General features: G+C 40.0%; 15 protein-coding genes and 2 pseudogenes. 3 read left to right on the top strand and 14 right to left on the bottom strand.

Going from position 1 to position 18,463, the window contains the following annotated elements; all coding sequences use genetic code 11:
* Positions 1-429 carry a VOC family protein gene (locus PL9214_RS15145; RefSeq protein WP_072720059.1) on the bottom strand — a complete coding sequence of 143 codons (429 nt, stop codon included), beginning with the start codon at positions 427-429 and terminating at the stop codon, positions 1-3.
* An 18-nt stretch (positions 430-447) separates the two neighbouring features.
* Between PL9214_RS15145 and PL9214_RS15140 the strand changes: the two genes are divergently transcribed.
* On the top strand, positions 448-1,233 hold the full coding sequence (locus PL9214_RS15140; protein WP_072719621.1) for a TIGR00297 family protein: 786 nt from the start codon (positions 448-450) through the stop codon (positions 1,231-1,233).
* A 24-nt stretch (positions 1,234-1,257) separates the two neighbouring features.
* On the opposite strand, the gene proX is transcribed toward PL9214_RS15140, so the two are convergent.
* From proX to PL9214_RS15085, 10 genes are all read right to left on the bottom strand, one after another.
* On the bottom strand, positions 1,258-3,204 hold the full coding sequence (gene proX, locus PL9214_RS32325) for a glycine betaine/L-proline ABC transporter substrate-binding protein ProX (RefSeq protein WP_245824256.1): 1,947 nt from the start codon (positions 3,202-3,204) through the stop codon (positions 1,258-1,260).
* Positions 3,205-3,237: 33 nt separating this feature from the next.
* Entirely contained in the window at positions 3,238-4,440 is a 1,203-nt protein-coding gene (locus tag PL9214_RS15125) for a quaternary amine ABC transporter ATP-binding protein (protein WP_072719620.1), read from the bottom strand.
* A 33-nt stretch (positions 4,441-4,473) separates the two neighbouring features.
* Positions 4,474-5,829, bottom strand: a complete 1,356-nt coding sequence (locus tag PL9214_RS15120) for a MurL-like N-terminal domain-containing (RefSeq protein WP_072719619.1) — start codon at positions 5,827-5,829, stop codon at positions 4,474-4,476.
* 3 nt (positions 5,830-5,832) lie between these two features.
* Positions 5,833-6,330, bottom strand: coding sequence for a DUF427 domain-containing protein (locus tag PL9214_RS15115; protein ID WP_072719618.1), 498 nt, complete (start codon positions 6,328-6,330; stop codon positions 5,833-5,835).
* A gap of 27 nt (positions 6,331-6,357) precedes the next feature.
* Positions 6,358-7,893, bottom strand: a complete 1,536-nt coding sequence (locus PL9214_RS15110; protein ID WP_072719617.1) for a radical SAM protein — start codon at positions 7,891-7,893, stop codon at positions 6,358-6,360.
* Between the two features lie 194 nt (positions 7,894-8,087).
* Positions 8,088-9,914: a signal peptide peptidase SppA gene (gene sppA / locus PL9214_RS15105; protein WP_072719616.1), complete on the bottom strand. Its 1,827-nt coding sequence runs from the start codon at positions 9,912-9,914 to the stop codon at positions 8,088-8,090.
* 74 nt (positions 9,915-9,988) lie between these two features.
* Positions 9,989-11,062, bottom strand: a complete 1,074-nt coding sequence (fni, locus tag PL9214_RS15100; protein ID WP_072719615.1) for a type 2 isopentenyl-diphosphate Delta-isomerase — start codon at positions 11,060-11,062, stop codon at positions 9,989-9,991.
* A 132-nt stretch (positions 11,063-11,194) separates the two neighbouring features.
* Entirely contained in the window at positions 11,195-11,734 is a 540-nt protein-coding gene (pyrR, locus tag PL9214_RS15095) for a bifunctional pyr operon transcriptional regulator/uracil phosphoribosyltransferase PyrR (RefSeq protein ID WP_072719614.1), read from the bottom strand.
* Positions 11,735-11,781: 47 nt separating this feature from the next.
* Positions 11,782-12,780 carry an adenosylcobinamide-phosphate synthase CbiB gene (gene cbiB / locus PL9214_RS15090; RefSeq protein WP_072720057.1) on the bottom strand — a complete coding sequence of 333 codons (999 nt, stop codon included), beginning with the start codon at positions 12,778-12,780 and terminating at the stop codon, positions 11,782-11,784.
* 63 nt (positions 12,781-12,843) lie between these two features.
* Positions 12,844-13,287 (bottom strand): Rrf2 family transcriptional regulator, encoded by a 444-nt coding sequence (locus PL9214_RS15085; protein WP_072719613.1) that lies wholly within the window; start codon positions 13,285-13,287, stop codon positions 12,844-12,846.
* A gap of 468 nt (positions 13,288-13,755) precedes the next feature.
* Here PL9214_RS15085 and PL9214_RS15080 point away from each other — a divergent pair, with 468 nt between their 5' ends.
* A complete protein-coding gene (locus tag PL9214_RS15080) occupies positions 13,756-14,163 on the top strand; it encodes an AbrB family transcriptional regulator (protein ID WP_072719612.1) in 408 nt (135 codons plus the stop codon).
* Between the two features lie 172 nt (positions 14,164-14,335).
* The gene (locus tag PL9214_RS15075) at positions 14,336-14,860 is read left to right on the top strand and encodes a M48 family metallopeptidase (protein WP_186440369.1); all 525 of its coding nucleotides are present in this window, start codon (positions 14,336-14,338) and stop codon (positions 14,858-14,860) included.
* A 167-nt stretch (positions 14,861-15,027) separates the two neighbouring features.
* Here the strand turns inward: PL9214_RS15075 and PL9214_RS15070 are convergent.
* The 3 genes and pseudogenes from PL9214_RS15070 to patD form a co-directional block, all read right to left on the bottom strand.
* A pseudogene (locus PL9214_RS15070) lies at positions 15,028-16,045 on the bottom strand (group II intron reverse transcriptase/maturase).
* 516 nt (positions 16,046-16,561) lie between these two features.
* Positions 16,562-17,557: pseudogene (locus PL9214_RS15065) on the bottom strand (IS1634 family transposase); the annotation flags it as partial.
* 316 nt (positions 17,558-17,873) lie between these two features.
* On the bottom strand, positions 17,874-18,236 hold the full coding sequence (gene patD, locus PL9214_RS15060; RefSeq protein ID WP_072719611.1) for a heterocyst frequency control protein PatD: 363 nt from the start codon (positions 18,234-18,236) through the stop codon (positions 17,874-17,876).
* Positions 18,237-18,463 lie beyond the last annotated feature (227 nt).

Genomic DNA, 18,463 nt, shown 5'->3' with positions numbered 1-18,463 from the left:
TTAAGCGTCTCCGACTTGGGCGTATTCATTACAACCGAACACCGCTTCGGGATAACAATAGTATTTGAACTCTAAAAAATTATGAAAGGGATCTTCTAAGAAAAAGGTGCGGTGTTCTGTGGGTAAATTCGGAAAACGGCGTTTAGGTTCTTGGTAAAATTTAAGATGGTTTTGTTGGGCATGGTTTAAGAGGGTTTCCCAGTCAGCTTCCGAGGTAAAGACTAAGCCAAAATGTCGCGGATAAATCCCGTTTTGGGGTGTTAGGGGTTCTTTACTGACATGGGCAACAATTTGATGACCATAAAGGTTCATAATAATGGAATTGGGGGTTTCTCGCCCCAGTCCACAGCCTAACCCTTCCCCATAAAACGCTTTGGTTTCTTCAATATTGTTCACGGGAAAGGCAAGATGGAATAAAGTTTTGTTCATCGTTTTGAGATCCAAATCATGATTCATGAATTAGTGTGGCTTAATCCTTGGCTATTTGCGATCGCTTTAAATACAGTTTTAATTAGTTTAGGGGTAATTTTAGCCAAAACCTTATTAACCACCGCCGGATGGCTGCACGCTTGGCTGTTGGGGGTACTAATTTGGGGGTGTTTAGGATGGCAAGGTTATGTAATTGTGGCGTTTTATTTTTTAGTGGGGTCGGGTGTGACTCGCATTGGAAAAGCTGAAAAAGAAGCCGCCGGAATTGCAGAAAAACGAGGCGGTGCTAGGGGGCCAGAAAATGTCTGGGGTTCGGCGTTAACGGCCACATTATGTGCGTTAGGAGTCTTTGTCCTAGAGGGTTTTTTTCCTGATGCAGTTGAACTACAGCCTTGGATTCCGCTATTATTATTAGGATATGTTGCCAGTTTTAGTACAAAATTATCTGATACCTGTGGAAGTGAAATTGGTAAAGCCTATGGCAAAAGTACCTTTTTAATTACCACCTTAAAACCCGTTCCTAAAGGGACAGAAGGGGCTGTAAGTTTAGAAGGAACATTAGCAGGTGTTGTGGCTTCTATTATTGTTTCTGTTTTGGGTTATAGTATTGGGTTAATTGATATCTGGGGGATTCTTTGGTGTGTTATTGCTGCGTTTATTGCGACGAATTTAGAAAGTGTGATTGGGGCAACCTTACAAACAAAGTTTACCTGGTTAACCAATGAAATTGTGAATTTTATTAATACATTAATCGGTGCGATCTCAGCTATCCTTTTCGGTTTTTATGGGCAATTTTTCTCCTAATTCGTAATTCCTAATTCCTAATTCCTAATTCACCTTTCCAATGGCTTGAGTAATTCGATCAAGTAAAATAGCCAACAAAACAATTGCTAGTCCCCCCACCGCCGCCATTCCCACATCCAAACGTCCCATCCCTTGTAATACCGTTAAACCCAGCCCTGGAACTGCAATCATCGAAGCAATAACCGACATTCCCAGAGAGAATAATACCGTTTGATTGACTCCCGCCAAAATTGTCGGGATAGCCAGGGGAATTTGCACATCCCAGAGGATTTGTCTAGGGGTTGAACCAAACGCATAACCCACCTCAACAAACTCGGTCGAGACTTGTCGAATTCCCAAATTTGTAAACCGAATTAAGGGAGGAAGGGCGTAGATAATTGTAGCAATTACTCCCGGAACTTCCCCAATTCCAAATAACATAATCACCGGAACTAAATAAACAAAAGTGGGTAGGGTTTGCATCACATCCAGAAGGGGGAGAAACCCTTGTTCAAATCGGTTACTGCGTGCACAAGCCACACCCAACGGAATCCCCACAAGAATACAAAAGATCACCGCCGTAATGACCAAAGCCAGGGAAATCATTGCTGCTTCCCACTGTCCTATAAAACCAATTAAAGTAAGGGCTAGTACGCTAAAAATTCCGACTCTTCGCCCAGCTAGTTTCCAGGTCGTTAAACCCAACAGCAGCAGGAAAATCAGAGGAGGAATTGTTAACAATAAACGGCGAATTTCTTCAAGTACCCAACTAATCGGAATCCGAATGGCTTGGAAAAAGGGGCGAAAGTGGTCTACTAGAAAATTAATGGCGGTGGTAATCCAATGAGCGAGAGGAATTGTGTAAAGTTGGAAGGGATTTAATAGAATATTTAACTTGTTTAAAGCTTCTGGGTTAGTTGGATTCGGGATACTGGATGAGGGTGCTTCGGGATTGTTATTAATCTGCTTAATTTGATTAATCCACCCTTCAAATTGGGTTTGATTCTCCTTAATCCATTCTTCAGCATGACGACGAATATCTTGGGGTTTATCTTCACCTTGTTTAATGCGAGAACTTTCTCTAGCCATATCTTCAGAAGGGATTTTAACGAGTTCAAAAAAATGTCGAATAGATGGATTATTTTCTAAAAATTTCTGATTAGCAATTACTCGATATTTTCCTTGAACCATTCCCAGATTTTTACCATTGACAGATGTATCTTTTTCAGTTACTTTTCCATAACCTGGGCGAACAGCAGTAAAAGGAACTTCCAGCCAGATAACATCTTGATTTACTTTCAGAATATCACCCAACCAGAAGGGACTATAAGCATACAAAAAAACTGGTTTTCCTTGTTGGTAACGAGTTAAAGCATCTGCAATTAAGGCGGTATAATTTCCCTTATTAATTTCTACAGTATCCCGCAGTTTGTAAGCATCTAAATGGTAATCCATTTCTAACTCACAACTCCAACCGGGATCGCAACCTACGAGATCCGCTTTCCCATCTCCATCGGTATCAAAGATCTTGGCAATACGCGGCTCTTGAAATTGTTGTAAGTTAGTAATTTTATATTGATCAGCCGTTTTTTTATCAATTTGATAACCTTGAATCAGGGGAAACAGTAGACCCACTTTCTCTAATTTTTTGTCACCGCCCGCATTTTTATAAAATTCATTATGTCCAGGATCTCCAAAAATGGGCGCAAAATCTAAATCTCCATTCGCCACTGCGGTATAGACAGCCGGATAAGTTGCTGCTATCAGGGGCGCTATTTTATAACCGAGTTTCTCTAAGCCTATATTAATAATTTCAGCTTGAAATCGATCGTCAATCCAATCACTTGTTGCGGAACGAATCATCACGCCTTTTCCAGGTAGATCTGAATTAGTTGTGGTTTGTGCTAAGGAGGAAAAATTGATTAAACCGATTAACAATAGAATTGTTAAAATTAATGTTTTTAATAGTTTTACTCTTGAATATTTGAACATATTAGGAATTACGAATTACGAATTACGATTTTTTTAGTTAAAATTATCGCTAAACTTGCTTAGACTAGCGAGGATATCTGTGGGTTTTAAAACTCCTTTAAATTTTCCGGCTTCATCAACCACGACTAGGTTTTGTTCATGGCGGTAAAGGTGAAAAACATCTTCTAAAGGTACAGTTTCTGAAACTTTAGAAAAGTTGGTTTCCATGAATTGAGTAATATTTTTAACGTCTTGTTGAATTGCGAGATCAAGCTGTTTTGGATCAAGAAAACCAACAGGTTCTTTGTTAGGATTGAGTATATAGATTCGCTCTTTATTTGAGCTTTGTATCTGTTGGAGTGCGAGTTGATCTAAATCTTCACCGAGAATTAAGGAAAGGGTTGGACGGGTAATGGTTCCTGCTTTGAGGATTTGTCCTCGATTAACATCTTGAATAAAATCCCGGATATAATCATTAGTCGGTTGATTTAATAGTTCTTCAGGAGTCGCAAGCTGAACAATTACTCCTTCTTTCATTACCGCAATGCGATCGCCTAATTTTAAAGCTTCGGGAGTGTCATGAGTAATAAAAACGATAGTTTTGTTCAACTCTTTCTGAAGTCTTAATAATTCATTTTGCATCTCCCGGCGAGTCAAGGGGTCGAGGGCACTAAAGGGTTCATCCATCAGTAAAATCTCAGCATCCGTCGCCAACGCACGAGCCAGTCCCACCCGTTGCTGCATTCCCCCACTCAGAGCCGAAGGTCGGTAGTCGGCCCATTGAGCCAGCCCAACGACTTCCAAGGCTTCCAAGGCTTTTTTCCGACGTTGGGTTTTGCTGATTCCGCGTAACTTCAGCCCATATTCTACGTTATCAGCGACAGTTCGATGGGGAAATAAGCCAAAATGCTGAAACACCATTGATATTTTAGTGAGACGAATTTGACGAATACGTTTTTCATCAATATAGGCAATATCCTCATCATCAATATAAATGTGTCCACTGGTTGGGGTAATCAAACGATTAATACAACGAATTAGAGTCGATTTACCTGAACCGGACAACCCCATCACCACAAAAATTTCACCTGGGTTAATGGTAAAAGACACATCTGCAATACCCAAAACCTGACCCGTTGCTTGCAAAATCGCCTCTCGGTTTGCACCTTGGGAAAATAGTTTCAGTGCATCACGACAATTTTCTCCATAGATTTTGATCAGATGTTCAATGCGGATTTTGGGTTGAGAATCATTCATGAAACATAAGTTGTAAGACGGGTAGAACTCGGTTTATAATTTGTCTTTTATTTTAGCAAATATCTGCTCTGGAATAGCGTGTTCTTTGGAGTAAATAAAATTATACTTTTGTTCGATATTTAGCCAATCTATAGAAAAATCTGAAAGAATGGTTTGAGCAAACATTTCTAAGGCTTTACCCGATAAACCTTTCTCCAAACATTTTTTCATCAGCAAACGGCTTTCATCGATTTCGCCAATACATTCAAACGGAGTATGGGTTGATAAACCTAACATTTCTCGAAATGTAGGCTGTAAATCTTCATCATCAAATAAGTTAGATTGAAATACAGCATCAACCTTTTCATGCTGACAAAAAGCCATTAACCCCAACCAAACATAAGCACATTTTGGGCATTTTTTACACCAAGGTTTTTGGATATTACAGGAATAGATTGTAGAAATAACTTCGGGATATTTGCTTAAGTTTTGAAAGATGCGGAAGTCGTAAATCGGTTGTAAGATGCTAAAATATTTAAAGTTGGATAAAAGATGATCTCGAACAAATTGATCTAAAATCTGTTCAGATTCCAGACTTTTACCCCATTGATGATTAACTTCTTGTCCAATTTCTGACCAAAACAGATTTCCTGTATTAGCACTTTTTTCATGGGCTAAACATAAATAATTGTATCCTCCATCGAGCATTAAAATTAAGGATTCAAAGATAGAAACAGGGGTTTCTGGGGCGGTAATTCCTGAATTTTCGGGAAAATAAAGTTGGAAAAAGGGAAAGTCAACGAAATCGTCAAAAATTGAGATTTTATGGCTTTTAATCGGTTGAACATTTTCCAATACTTGAGCAATTAATTGATGTTGTAAATCAGCTTTGCCATAAACACTATGAGAATATTGCATAGAAGCGAAAGGAATTTCTGCTTCTTGCAACATTTTCATTGCTAAAATACTATCTTTGCCTCCTCCACAACCTGTCAGAATTGTATGATTATCCCCTAAAATTGAAACCGGATGACTTTCTCCTAATGTTTGTGAATAAATGATTTCAGGATGTTGATAATTGGTAATATTATTTTCATACCAATGTTGACCAAATACGCCTTGATAGATTTTGATAAATAAATCTAAAACAGGCTTTTCCAGATGGGGAGAAATTTTTGAAATATCGTAATATTTGGGAAATAAAGAACAGAATTTCATGCCTTCAAATAAGGCAATATGGGCAGTAATGCGTTCTATTAAGGGTTGAGAATACTTTTCTATCAGGGCTGAAAATGAGACATCATGATAAAAAACTTTCGTGGAAAATCGAAATTGATCGGCACGATAGGAGATATCAAGATGATGTTCATGAATTGCCAAATCATCTATTTTAATGACTTCAATTTTCATGACTTACCATCCATAAGTCCCAGGGCTACCTTTAAACGGCCCCACAATATCAGCCGTAATCCATCCCCCATAAAACTCCCCCGGTTGAGGGATTACTTGCTCATCGTTAACATAGCAAGCATCCATTAAACTAGCAATAAAACCATAGTATTCTTGAATCGACTCAAAACCGGGGGTCGGTTCAAAATAACACCAAGCGGCATGGTTAATATATTGATCACCGATGCTGACATCGTAATACTGATATCGCCCTTTCCATTCACACAATCCTTTTTTGGGTGTTGCAATCAGATGTTCTAATTTAATGTCTTCTGGAGGAAAGTAATAAGTTGGAGGATGGCTAGTTTCTAAGACTCTTTTGCCTCTATTGGTTTCGGCTAAAATAATCCCCTTACAAATCACCTTCAGATGTTTATTTGTATCTTCTAAACAAGCAGGACGGGGATAATCCCAAACGGATTCTTGACCGGGTTCTGGTGGAATAGGATTGGGTGTTCTCATTGTTGTATAACTGGGTAGAATTTCTGTTTAACTAGCGGTTGATAGTTTGGTCAGTCCGCCATGATAGTTAATCAATTTAGATTCAGCTTTGCCAATTTGAGCTAATCGAAATTGCCACTCAGAAATCTCTTCATAACTGAGGTGGTGGGTGTCACAACAGGGCGTCCATAAACCACCCACAATTGAGGGATCATCAAAGCGTAATAAACCCGATTTACGGATATTTTCGCCTTGGGGTGTTCCGGGTATGGGAGAAATAGAATAGGAAGCAACTTGAAATTCTAAATCTGGGTTAATTTCTCGCAGTTGTTGATGTAGTTCTAAAATGGCTTCTTCAAGACGCAATAAACTGTCATGGTTGTCATCAGGAAATCCAATGATAAAACCATAGACAATTACCGGAAGACCGACTCGAACAATGGCTCGCATCATCTCACAATGTTGCCGCCAAGGGAGAAGCTTTGCATAGGATTCTCGGCCAAAAACCGGACGTTCGGCGGGAATATAACCCAGAAACCCCCCAACTTTGCCATCCCATCCCCAAAGGGCTTCGATTAATTCTTCGTCTGGTGAAAGGTCTGTATGATCATAGTTACGTCCTCGGCCTAAAGTCGCTTTTCTCAGTTCCAAACCATTAGGCCATAAAAGCGGCATTCCAATTTCTCTGGCGCCTTTAGTAATTTTTAGAACTTCTTCTCGTCCCTCTGGAAACAAAACGCGACCCAGAAATTGATCAGAACCCATCACTGTACATTTTGCCCCGGCTTCCTTCTGACGAGCAATCCATTTGAGGGTGGTTTCCGGTGACATCCGCCGATAACCTGATGTGTAGGTTGGGGTTTGGCAAAAGTCACATTTGCGATCGCACCCAATATCAGGATAGACTGAGCCGATGGGTACAAGGTCTTCAATAAAAGGCTCTTCTGAATATTCTTGGCCCAAACATTGCTGGGCTACGTCCACCGATGGCAATGCCCACTCATCCGGGCTCATGGCTTTAGTACGGTTGGGATAAGAACGACCATCCGCAAAAAGTACACCCGTCAGCTTTTCTCGTGGCAGTGTTCCCACTACATCGTCAAAAATCGGCCAATTGGCTGCACCGGATTTATCAGTGACGATGGCTGTTGCACCTGCTTTTAGGTAATGTTCGGGTTCAGCAATAGCATCAGAACCGCCCACAACAACAGGTTTGCCTTTACTGGCGAGATGGGCGATGGTCATACAGGTGACTTGGCGTTCTTGGGTGTAGTTAACGGTAACACCCCAAGCGTCATAAGCGTCTGGATCGACATCAAAAATCCGTCGCCCCACATAAGCTTTGGTCAGATTCATGCCTTTCCAGGTCACTTCTCCAAAGGGTTCTCGACAATCACCATCTTTGAGATTAACCAATTGAGCATCGAAACCACCCGCTTGTAAGTCAGCCATTAAAACCTGCTTACTGAGTAGAGTATTCCGTCGATATAAGGCCGTCCAGTTATGCCCCTCTTCGTCATATAATCCCAGGGCGGGTACTTCCACAAGTCCAATGGTCGGAGCCTTTTTTGAGGGTAATGTCATGAGAATCTCCTAAAAACAGAGGGAAAATTTTAATGTCACTGGATGTAGATTGTTGGAGACATCAATCTCTAAGTTTATAGACCTATAGGGAGGGGGAAATTTCAGAATCTGTTTATGTTTTATTGATTGTAGGGGTAGTCTTTAGGATTTTCAATACCAAACGCACCCATCGTTAATTAATCTTTACGATTTCTTTATTCAATTCTTAAATTAAAGGGTAAACGAGCATAAATTCCTTTGGGATCATTCATTGTTGTTAGGGTCGATAATTCCTCTTTAAGTCTGAGAAATTCATCTGTCAAGGGATCAACAGGCATCGCTACGGAATGTCTGGTATTTTCTCCAGATAAATTTTCCAAGATTCGTTCTTCTAAGCTTCGAGGTTTCGGAGCTTCTTGTAATGTCCAATTATCCCCTAAATTCGCTTTTTTAACGGCTGCTGCGATCGCGGCATCTAACCCTCCAATTTCATCGACTAACCCTAACTGTTTGGCTTGTGATCCTGACCAAACTCGCCCTTGAGCAATTTCTTGAACTTTAGTCTTGGGTAATTTGCGATTCGTGGCTACATGAGAAACAAATCGTTCATAAATTAAGTCTACAATCCGTTGTAGTTTTGCTAATTCTTCAGGGGTTTTCGGGCGACTAATGCTTTGAATATCGGCAAATTTACCCATTTTAACAATATCCCAAGTAATGCCATTTTGACTAGAAATATCTTGAATATTAAATAACAATCCAAACACCCCAATTGATCCAGTAATGGTATTGGTTTCGGCAAAAATTTGATCCGCACCCATTGAAATCCAATATCCCCCGGACGCGGCATAATTTCCCATCGAAACAATCACAGGTTTTTGCTTGCGGATCAGTTCTATTTCCCGTCCAATTACCTCTGAGGCTGTGGCACTTCCCCCTGGACTATTAACCCGTAAAACTACTGCTTTTACCTTTACATCTAAGCGAAGTTTTCTTAATTCTTTCGCTAACCGATCTCCTCCAATTTGAGTTGAGGTTCCTTTTCCATCAACAATTTCACCCTCAGCATAAACAATGGCAATTTTATTATCGCTATTTTTATCGCCACTATTGTTTTTAGCAACATCAGGTAGTTTTGAATAGGAAGTAATACTGATTTGGCGAAATTGCTTATCCTCTTCTGGAGATTCTCCCGTGATTTTTTTGAAGTTAGTAACCACTTCATCTCCATAAGCAATCTGATCTACCAGCTTTCCTTTTAATGCCGTATTTGCTAATAAAATTCCCTCCGTATTAGAAAAAGCTTGTAACTGTTGGGGTGTAACTTGACGACTAGGAGCAATTGTTCTTAACCATTCTCCCCAAATATTTCCTAACAATTGTTGGGTTTGTTGCCGACTTTCGGGACTTAATTTTTTGAGTAAAAAAGGTTCAACGGCTGATTTATATTTCCCCACCCGTGTAACTTGCACGCCAATACCATATTTTTCTAATGCACCAGTTAAAAACATGACTTGAGAACTCAAGCCTTTAATATCTAAAGAACCTAAAGGATTAACAATGACTTGATTCGCCACGGAAGCTAAATAATATTCCGGTGCTGTCCAGTCCATATCATAAGCAATAATGGTTTTCCCGCTATCTCTAAACCGTTGTAAGGCTTGACGAATTTCTTTTAAATTAGCTAATCCTGCGGAGGTTGGACTATTAGTTCCTTGCAAATAAAGGGCGATAATATTCTTATCTTTGCTGGCTTGATCAATGCTTTGAACTAAGGTTCTTAATTGAATTTCTGTGGAAGTATTTTCGGATAAGGCTTGTTGTAGTGCTTCTGAAGTAGAGGGATTAGGGCCAGTATCACTAACACTTAAGGATAAATCAAATACCAATACGGATTTATCTTTAACTTGTGGCCCTGAATCTTGACTGGCACTCATAATAATCAGGAAAATTAATCCACCAATTCCCATTGTGGTAATTAAGACAAGTCCGATTAAATTTCCTAATAAACTTGCCAATGTAAACTTGAAAAAATCTTTCATAATTATGATTCAGGGATAGGGTTAAATCTATTGTAATTAATTTCAATTAGGAGGGAGGAGAGGGAGGGATGATTTTATTTTTCCAGAGTTAATGCTCCTGATGTTTGCAGTTCAGAAAGGGTACGATTATTCGTACAAAAAAGAACCGTAATCAGTTCAGCTTGTAAAATTTCCACTAAAGTATAGACGGCTGCTTCAGACTCAGCAGCGGCTTGCAAAAACGGCCATGCTAACCCGGCTAAATTTGCACCCAAGGCGATCGCTTTTGCCGCTTCTAAACCATTGCGTAATCCCCCGGAAGCAATTAACGGAATATCGGGGGAAAGTTCGCGAATTTTGCTAATACAATCAGCCGTTGGAATTCCCCAATTGGTAAAGGTTTCCCCTAGGCGACGTTGTAAGGGGTCTTGAGCGCGTTCTCCTTCAATTTTAGCCCAAGATGTGCCGCCTGCGCCTGCAACGTCAATGGCAGCAACTCCGGCTTCGATTAATTGTTTTGCCATGGCTGCATTAATCCCATTTCCGACTTCTTTAGCAATCACAGGAACAGGAAGTTGAGCACATAATTGTTCGATTTTAGGGAGTAATCCTCTAAAGTTGGTATCGCCTTCGGTTTGAATACATTCTTGTAAGGGATTAAGATGTAAAATTAAGGCATCGGCTGCTAATAAATCAATGGTTTTTCGACATTCTTCTAAACCATATTGATAATTTAACTGCACCGCTCCTAAATTGGCAAAGAGTAAAATATCAGGAGCAAGGGATCGCACGGCAAAAGTATCAGCCACATCAGGATTTTCTACCGCTACCCGTTGGGAACCCACCCCCATTGCAATATTATAGTGTTGAGCGACAGCCGCTAACCGATGATTAATTAATTTTGCTTGTTGTGTTCCCCCGGTCATTGAGGAAATTAAGAACGGTGATCCTAATATTTTACCTAAAAACGAGGTTGTGATTTCAATTTCACTGCGGTTTAAATCCGGTAAACAACAATGGGTAAAATGATAACGTTCTAATCCCGTTGTTGTTTGTCGAAACTGCACATCTTCTTCTAAGCAAATCCGCAGGTGATCTGCTTTGCGGCTTTCAATTTGAGTAGAAGCAATATCCATCGGAACAGTATTCGGGGAAATTGACACAGACATTGAGTTTCAATAAAACTCAACTTTTAACAGTATGACCTATTTTGGTTGACGCTTGGCTGTTAACGGTTGGCTTTTAGCTTTTGACGCTTGACTTTTGACTGTTAGCGAGCGTCCCCTTCCCCTTGTCCCCTCTTAAGAACTCGGGGACAACAATTCAACCGCATCTCGTCCATCCAGGTCTTCTAAATAAACTTTTACCTGTTCTTCTTTGGCGGTGGGGAGTATTTTTCCAATAAAATCGGGGTGAATGGGAAGTTGACGATGACCTCGATCTACAAGAACAGCTAACCCAATGGTTTCAGGACGGCCATAATCGATCACGGCGTTGAGGGCGGCGCGAATGGTTCTCCCTTTATAAATGACATCATCAACTAAAACAACGGTTTTCCCCGTCAAGTCAAAGGGAATGGTGGTTTTTTCAGGAGTTCGCATTCCGACTTGATCCAAATCATCTCGATAAAACGTAATATCTAACGCACCCACAGAAACCGAAACCTGTTCTAAGACCTCAATTTGGTGAGCCAAAAGTTTCGCTAAGGGAACCCCCTTGGTATAGATTCCCAATAAAACTAAATTTTCTAAATCCCCATATTTTTCTATAATTTGGGAAGCCATTCGGTTCAGGGTTCGCCGGAGTTCAGTCGCCGATAGAATTTCAACTATTTTTGTCATATTGGATTAAAGATTAACAATCTTGAGTTTTTTAAAGATATTCAGGATTATTTTCCCAGGCCCCAAAGGATAAATCCTCCTGCAAATAATCCTAACGCGATTAAAAAACTATATCGAGTCAGTTGTAATGCGTGTTCAATTGTGGTAGATGTAATCGGTTGTTGGGGATCTCCCAATAAAGGTTTGTGTTTGATCACCCCGCGATAGGAATTTTTTCCTCCGAGTTGTACTCCTAAAGCGGCAGCATAAGCACATTCACTCCATCCGGCATTCGGACTCGGATCAAAAACCGCATCTCGTTGACAAATGTTTAAAACAGATTTAGGTTTTCCTGATAAGATAGCAATTATGATTACCGTTAATCGACAGGGAAGCCACGTTAAAACATCTTCTAATTTGGCACTAAACCATCCGATATCGTTGTAAAGTGCTTCTCGATAACCCACCATAGAATCGAGGGTACTAGCGGCTTTGTAAGCAAAAGCAAGAGGGACACTACCCACAACTGGAAATAGCGCACCAATTAGGGCATAAAATAAAGGAGCCATGACACCATCGGTGGCATTTTCTGTGACCGTTTCTAAAACGGCTCTAAGGATTTCTGACTCGGATAGGCTTTCAGTATCTCGACCCACATAACGGCTTAATCGTTGACGAGCCGTGACTAAATCTTTTTGATCAATCCAGTACAGAACATCCTCGGCGGCATCCCTTAAACTTCGACCCGCAAAACAACTGGCCAAGAGGATACTTTCTACTGCAATGCTCAAAATTGGATTCCAGGGAAATTGAACGACTAATGCTTGCACACCATATCCAATTAAAGCCGCTGTCAAGGCACTCCCTAACACGACAATCAGGGTGAGGAATACCCCTGCAATCCGAAGCATTATGGGTTGGTTTAAGTGTTTAAAGAAAAATTGCGTATAGTGAGTAATTACCCACCCCATCCCCTGCACTGGATGAAACCAACTTTGGGGATCTCCAATGAGATAATCTAATCCAGCAGCAATGAATAAAATGATCAGGGAATTAAAATCCGTCATGGACAAAGGATAAATCGAAAAGGACACTGGATCTTGGAGGAAGATTCTCGGATTCAAAATTCTCTAAACAACAAAACTTGTTTCTTCCCCTTGTGCAGCTTGCCAACTGCGAGCATCATAATAGAGATCTTCGAGGGAAATCCCATAGAGAGCCTCTTTGAGCTTTTGGTGTAAGCGATTCCACAGGGTAAAAGTTACCCAATCTTCTGCTTGTTCAATATCCGCTTGATGGCGGGGTAAAGGTTCAATGGTTTCTCCTACTGCTTCTAAGATTTGTCCTAGGGAGATTTGGGCTGGAGATTTTGCCAATTGATAGCCTCCTTGAGCTCCTCGAACTGATTCAACTAACCCCGATCGTCGCATCTCAATTAGGAGTTTTTCTAAATAAGGTGCAGGAATATTTTGGCGCTGTGCGATCGCGTTTACAGAAGTCGGCCCGATCCCCCGTTGTAAGGATAGATCGAGTAAGGCTTTAACGCTATAGTGTCCCCGTGTAGTTAACTTCATCCTCGGTAATAAAATAGATAACTTTGCAATTGAGTTTTAAAGGGTAAAGATGGTCTTGACAGATTCTACCAAGTTGAGCATACCTAAAAGGAATTCGCTACAACTCACAGGAAAATGGCAGTAATAACCCCCTCCCAAGAGTTTAGTCTGGAGTTGATAACTTCTCATCAGTCTGGACAGGTAAGTTTTCTGTTCAAAGGGGGGTTTGACTTGATGTGATGGAGATCGATACTATTCCTGACAAGCTGATAGCTGAACGTGATCGACAGGTGTTGGATGTCCCACCCTTCCACTCAACTCCTTGATCTCAATTAGATCTGTTAAAAAATTTAAGAAACAGGTGAACAATTTCGTTAATTAGTGTAATATAGTTTCTCAAGTAGCGATCTAGCTAAACCCTCTGGATGACTGAACAGCCATTCCAGAAAAAAGTCAAGACCTTTTGCAAAATATTTACAGGAACAGTTAATGGTTAAAAAGAAAAGTTCTGATCCTCAACCTCAGCCTCTGACCGGAGAAGCTTTACTCGATAAAGTCAAAGGACTTGAACATCTGAGCAAAGAAGAGAAAGCTAGAGAATGTGGTTACTACACCCTGACTAAAAACAATGTTGAGCGCGTCAACATGATGAAATTCCTGAATGCTCTAATTGATGCAGAGGGAATTGAGTTAGATGGCAAACAACAAGGAAACGGACGGGGTGGACGCTCCGCTAGTTATCGGATTAGTGTTCAGTCAAATGGTAACTTGTTAATTGGTGCGGCTTATACAAAACAAATGGATTTGAATCCTGGTGATGAATTTGAAATTTCTCTAGGACGTAAGCATATTCACCTCAAACAAGTTGAAGCCGGAGACGAAGAAGAAGAATCATAGGATTATCGTCTTCTATTTAATCCTCAGACTGAATTTAATTACTGTTGTACGCTGTTTTAACGTACAAATTTTTTAGACTGGCAATGGCTATTTTTAAGTCGCTGCCAGCTATTGTTATATTCATAAATTCGAATAAGTTGCCTGTTTTGATCGTCCCCATCTTAAATTTCCTATGGCAATCACACAGACACAGTTTGACGTATTAGTCGAAAAGTTGGAAACTTTCTCGAAAAGTCATCCTCAAAGTTATCGTCTACGAGTTGCCCTGTTTGCGGTATTAGGGTATGCCTATATCTTTTTGATACTTGCTGCGTTATTAGGATTAGTCGGGCTAGTCGTCTTATTTATAATCTTTAGTCAGCATATCAGTGGTGCCGTTATCAAGCTGGGTATTGTGTTGCTAATTCCAGCCTGGGTGATTGCGCGTTCACTTTGGGTCACTATCCCATCTCCTCAAGGTTTAAGGCTCAGTCGTCATCAAGCTCCTGATTTATTTGCTCTGGTCGATGAATTGACAACAGCACTCCAAGCTCCTCAATTCCATAAAATTTTGCTGAATCAACAGTTCAATGCAGCAGTGGTTCAAATTCCACGTCTGGGCATCTTTGGTTGGCAGGAAAACTATTTACTGTTGGGACTTCCCTTGATGCAGTCCCTGACCTCACGGGGTGACAACCCCGTCAAAAACCTGAGCTAGAGGGAAGGGAGCCAAATTGCGGTAAAAAAAGATGGGGTAGTATGCGTGAAAAGCCCCATCAAGTCAAAAATTAGGGGTCGATGAGAGCCTTGCAACCCTCACCTCCCATTCAAAACCGTGCTTGCGACTTTCACCGCACACGGCTCCTAGTTTAGTTGCCTGTTCTGTCATTCAGAACATCCGGTTTCCTTTGGGTTGTAAGATCCATCGGATGCCGTTTTAATATCGTGACAATGGCGATGCAGTAGTTGTAGGTTCTTATATTCGTCTTTCCCACGTAAAGATTTGGGTTGAATTGTGTCCCGATTTCTACAACATCATCTGGGGTGAAATATTGACCACAGAGATTACATTTGCCTTTTTGTTTTTTGAGCAAAGTTGCTACTCGTTTGGGAACCTCATTTGATGTTCCTTTCCTTGTACTCCAATAAGTCCAGTTTCCGTCATAAGGATTCCATCCAGTGCGATGTTAGCAAGTAAAGGACTAATAACACCGCCTTGTGGAGTGCCTGCCTCTGTTGCTTCAAATCTGCCATTATCCATCACTCCAGCTTTTAACCATTGTCTGATTTGGGCTTTTATTATTGATGGACAATCAATTTTGGACAGTAGGTAATCATGATTAATCTGGTCAAAACATTTTGAGATGTCAGCATCAAGAATGAAGTATTCCCCGTGATTGATGCTTTGGAAGATTCGTGACATTGCGTCATGGGCTGAACGTCCGGGTCTAAACCCGTAGCTTTTACCCTCAAATCTGGCTTCCCATTGGGGTTCTAATGCAGATTTCACCAAGGCTTGCCTGACTCTATCTTGTATCGTTGGGATTCCTAGAGGTCGTTTCTCTCCGTTGGGTTTGGGTATCCATTTTCTTCGGAGTGGTTTCACCTTTTGATATTTACTCAAGTTTTCTACAAGTTCTAATCGTTGTTTGGGTGTGATGGATTTAATTCCGTCTACCCCGGCTGTTTTCTTGCCTTGATTATCTTGAGTTACCCTTCTTATCGCTAAGAGTTTGGCGTAATATGACTTAACTAGAAGTTTTTGGAGATTCCGAGCTTTCGCATTTTGTCCCGATAATGATGCCTGGTAAATTCTCTTTTGCAGCTTAAATACTACCCTTTGGACTTTCGCCCAATTGATAGAATTCCATGCAGTCGTAGTCTTGGTTATACTCGTTTTCACCGTTTTAACTGCTAATTGAAACCTTTCATCTTGGGTAATAGGAATGGAGTTTTTTCAAGAACTTGTCAATGAATTAATGCTGATCAGACGTAACAAGTTGCCTTTTTTTCAGAGGGGGTTAAGGGCTATGTCCTTGATTTTATCAACCTTTTAACGGGGTTGTCACCCCGTCAGCTATTTCTCATGAATTACGAACCCTCCTTAATGCGATTCTAGGATTTTCTAAAAAGCTTTGGAACCCATATTCCGCAGATGGGCATCGAATTTTTTACTAATTCTAAAAAATTCGATGTTCATTACACTTTTTCGTTAAATTTTCCAGGCTTTACTATCATATCTTATGGCTAATATACTGGTGTTTAGCTAAATAGAAATAATTTATATTTATTAAAGAAAATAGAATCCTACTTTTTTAACCAATTTATATTTTATACCCAAGTTGATTCCAGCCAAGAATTCTCATCTTGACTCATAACTTAGATTTGTTTTCAACTATTTCCCCCTTTCTCTTAATCTTTATACCCCAGAAATCATTAAATAGTATTGACAGCAATCTTTCCCTAAATGCTGCAATATTTCTTGACGTTCTCGGGTTAAGTTACTCACTTATTTCTCCCCATTTATCTTGACTAAATGCACCGCTTGAAACATTTTAAATATCCATCGCATTGTCGGTTTATTCGTTATTTTCTTGACCTGATTCCTCACCTCTTCCTTGTCTAATATATTTGTCGCTAATATAAATCTTCCCGCTTTGATTCTTTCCCCCTCTATTACTGATTCTCTTGCCTCTATCTCTCCTGTAACTTGATAAACTATTGTCTTTTCTTTATTTCCTTTTTTCGTTTTACTTTGGCTTTTGTTATTGGCTTTTTCTGTGCATTTTATTTCTTTTATTTCGTGATATATCCACGAATCTGATAACATTTTTATCCCTATCTCTGCATCTGCTATGCAGGCATACTCTTGTTTTGATAGCTTACGCAGTGCTGCTTTAGCGTTCTCTAACTGTTTTTCTACTTGCTCTGATATTTTTTTTATCGCTGCTTTTTTCCTGATTTCACTTTCTACCACTAGCCATCTTTGTTTGCTGTTCCCGTACTCACTTGATTTCGTTGCTATTTTGTATCCTATTATTTTACTAGGAACCCATTCTTCCTCTTCTATTTCCACTATCTTATTTTGCGCTTCTTTTAGACTTAATGGCACTCTCGTTATCCATTTCATTCCCGCCATTGCTCCTATATTCTCTGCTGTGTATAACGCACTGTCTGCTACACATATTCCTTCAAATGTCCATTGATGAGTAAATTCTTTTAGTCTTTCTACAAATACACTTTTATCATCGGCATTTCCGTCATCTATTTTTAGATATAATGGCACATCTCCATCTCCACTTACCACCATATCTATTATAAATTGTTTTAGATCTGGTCTTTTATCTCTTGAGTATCCATGCACTATTTTTATCGCTTTCATTTCTTCTTCTTCTTCCTGATTTCCTTCTTCCTTTATCCCTGCCACTATTCCTAAATGGTCTAAATTTACGATTTCCATCGCTTCTAGGGGGTTTTTCATCTTTTTATTTGTTCAGTTACTCCAATTATTATTCTACATTAAAAATAGCCCAAATTATTACATAGCAATCATTTGGGCTTTTATTTATTCCAATTTAGTTGAAAATTAAATTGACTTAAATATCTGCGGAATGTGGGTATTACTGTAGAAAGCCAACCGGGAAAAGGAACAACATTTCGAGTGGAACTCCCTCGTCGCATTGGTTAGAGCCGGGAACAGGGAAAAAGATTTCACTGTTTAGGTTTCAGTATCAAACATCTTTCAAAATGGCTTCACCATAACTCAACAGGAGATCGAGGCGATTTTGAATTTGGGTGAGGCGGGTGCGGAAGGTGGCAGATTGATGGGATGCTTGTAGAAATTTTAGATCCATTTCTAAGAGTCGCATCTGTTTATGAGTTTCAGTTAAATAGGATTGGATTTTAGACTCAACAGGGGGATCAAAATCACTCTCGTTGATCCCCATAATTTGGGTTTGAAAGGTGACTTTTGCCTGTTGAAAGGTCTGTTTTAAATCGGTAGAATCGAAAGGGACTAAGATCAAGGTCGTGTGAAGCTGTTTCAAGGTATTTTGGAACTGATCGATCGCTTGAGAGGTAGATTTTGATAACATATTGTTAAGAATTTTGTCTATATTATTAAATAATAGACAAGGATTCAGGCTTCATTCAGTAGAGGTTTAGCAAAATCCGATCGCAGTACCCCCAAGACCAAATCCTGATTTTGAGGGAGATTAGCGGTTGATCCTAATCTTCAAATCTGCACTTGGGAGCAGGTTAAGCTGACCTTAAGAGAGTGGTATTGTTTTATCAAGTGCTGTTCACTTCTCAGAATGAAGGG

The organism is Planktothrix tepida PCC 9214, assembly GCF_900009145.1.
Classification (GTDB): domain Bacteria; phylum Cyanobacteriota; class Cyanobacteriia; order Cyanobacteriales; family Microcoleaceae; genus Planktothrix; species Planktothrix tepida.
The sequence above is the reverse complement of the archived record's forward strand: the minus strand, read 5'-3'. Positions and strand labels throughout refer to the sequence as shown.

Excerpts from the sequence above, each read along its gene's own strand:
- PL9214_RS15125 (WP_072719620.1), bottom strand. The coding sequence starts at position 4,440 with ATGAATGATTCTCAACCCAAAATCCGCATTGAACATCTGATCAAAATC.
- PL9214_RS15075 (WP_186440369.1), top strand. The coding sequence starts at position 14,336 with ATGGCAATCACACAGACACAGTTTGACGTATTAGTCGAAAAGTTGGAA.
- PL9214_RS15120 (WP_072719619.1), bottom strand. The coding sequence starts at position 5,829 with ATGAAAATTGAAGTCATTAAAATAGATGATTTGGCAATTCATGAACAT.
- PL9214_RS15080 (WP_072719612.1), top strand. The coding sequence starts at position 13,756 with ATGGTTAAAAAGAAAAGTTCTGATCCTCAACCTCAGCCTCTGACCGGA.
- patD (WP_072719611.1), bottom strand. The coding sequence starts at position 18,236 with ATGTTATCAAAATCTACCTCTCAAGCGATCGATCAGTTCCAAAATACC.
- PL9214_RS15140 (WP_072719621.1), top strand. The coding sequence starts at position 448 with ATGATTCATGAATTAGTGTGGCTTAATCCTTGGCTATTTGCGATCGCT.
- PL9214_RS15110 (WP_072719617.1), bottom strand. The coding sequence starts at position 7,893 with ATGACATTACCCTCAAAAAAGGCTCCGACCATTGGACTTGTGGAAGTA.
- pyrR (WP_072719614.1), bottom strand. The coding sequence starts at position 11,734 with ATGACAAAAATAGTTGAAATTCTATCGGCGACTGAACTCCGGCGAACC.
- PL9214_RS15145 (WP_072720059.1), bottom strand. The coding sequence starts at position 429 with ATGAACAAAACTTTATTCCATCTTGCCTTTCCCGTGAACAATATTGAA.
- PL9214_RS15115 (WP_072719618.1), bottom strand. The coding sequence starts at position 6,330 with ATGAGAACACCCAATCCTATTCCACCAGAACCCGGTCAAGAATCCGTT.
- PL9214_RS15085 (WP_072719613.1), bottom strand. The coding sequence starts at position 13,287 with ATGAAGTTAACTACACGGGGACACTATAGCGTTAAAGCCTTACTCGAT.
- proX (WP_245824256.1), bottom strand. The coding sequence starts at position 3,204 with ATGTTCAAATATTCAAGAGTAAAACTATTAAAAACATTAATTTTAACA.
- sppA (WP_072719616.1), bottom strand. The coding sequence starts at position 9,914 with ATGAAAGATTTTTTCAAGTTTACATTGGCAAGTTTATTAGGAAATTTA.
- fni (WP_072719615.1), bottom strand. The coding sequence starts at position 11,062 with ATGTCTGTGTCAATTTCCCCGAATACTGTTCCGATGGATATTGCTTCT.
- cbiB (WP_072720057.1), bottom strand. The coding sequence starts at position 12,780 with ATGACGGATTTTAATTCCCTGATCATTTTATTCATTGCTGCTGGATTA.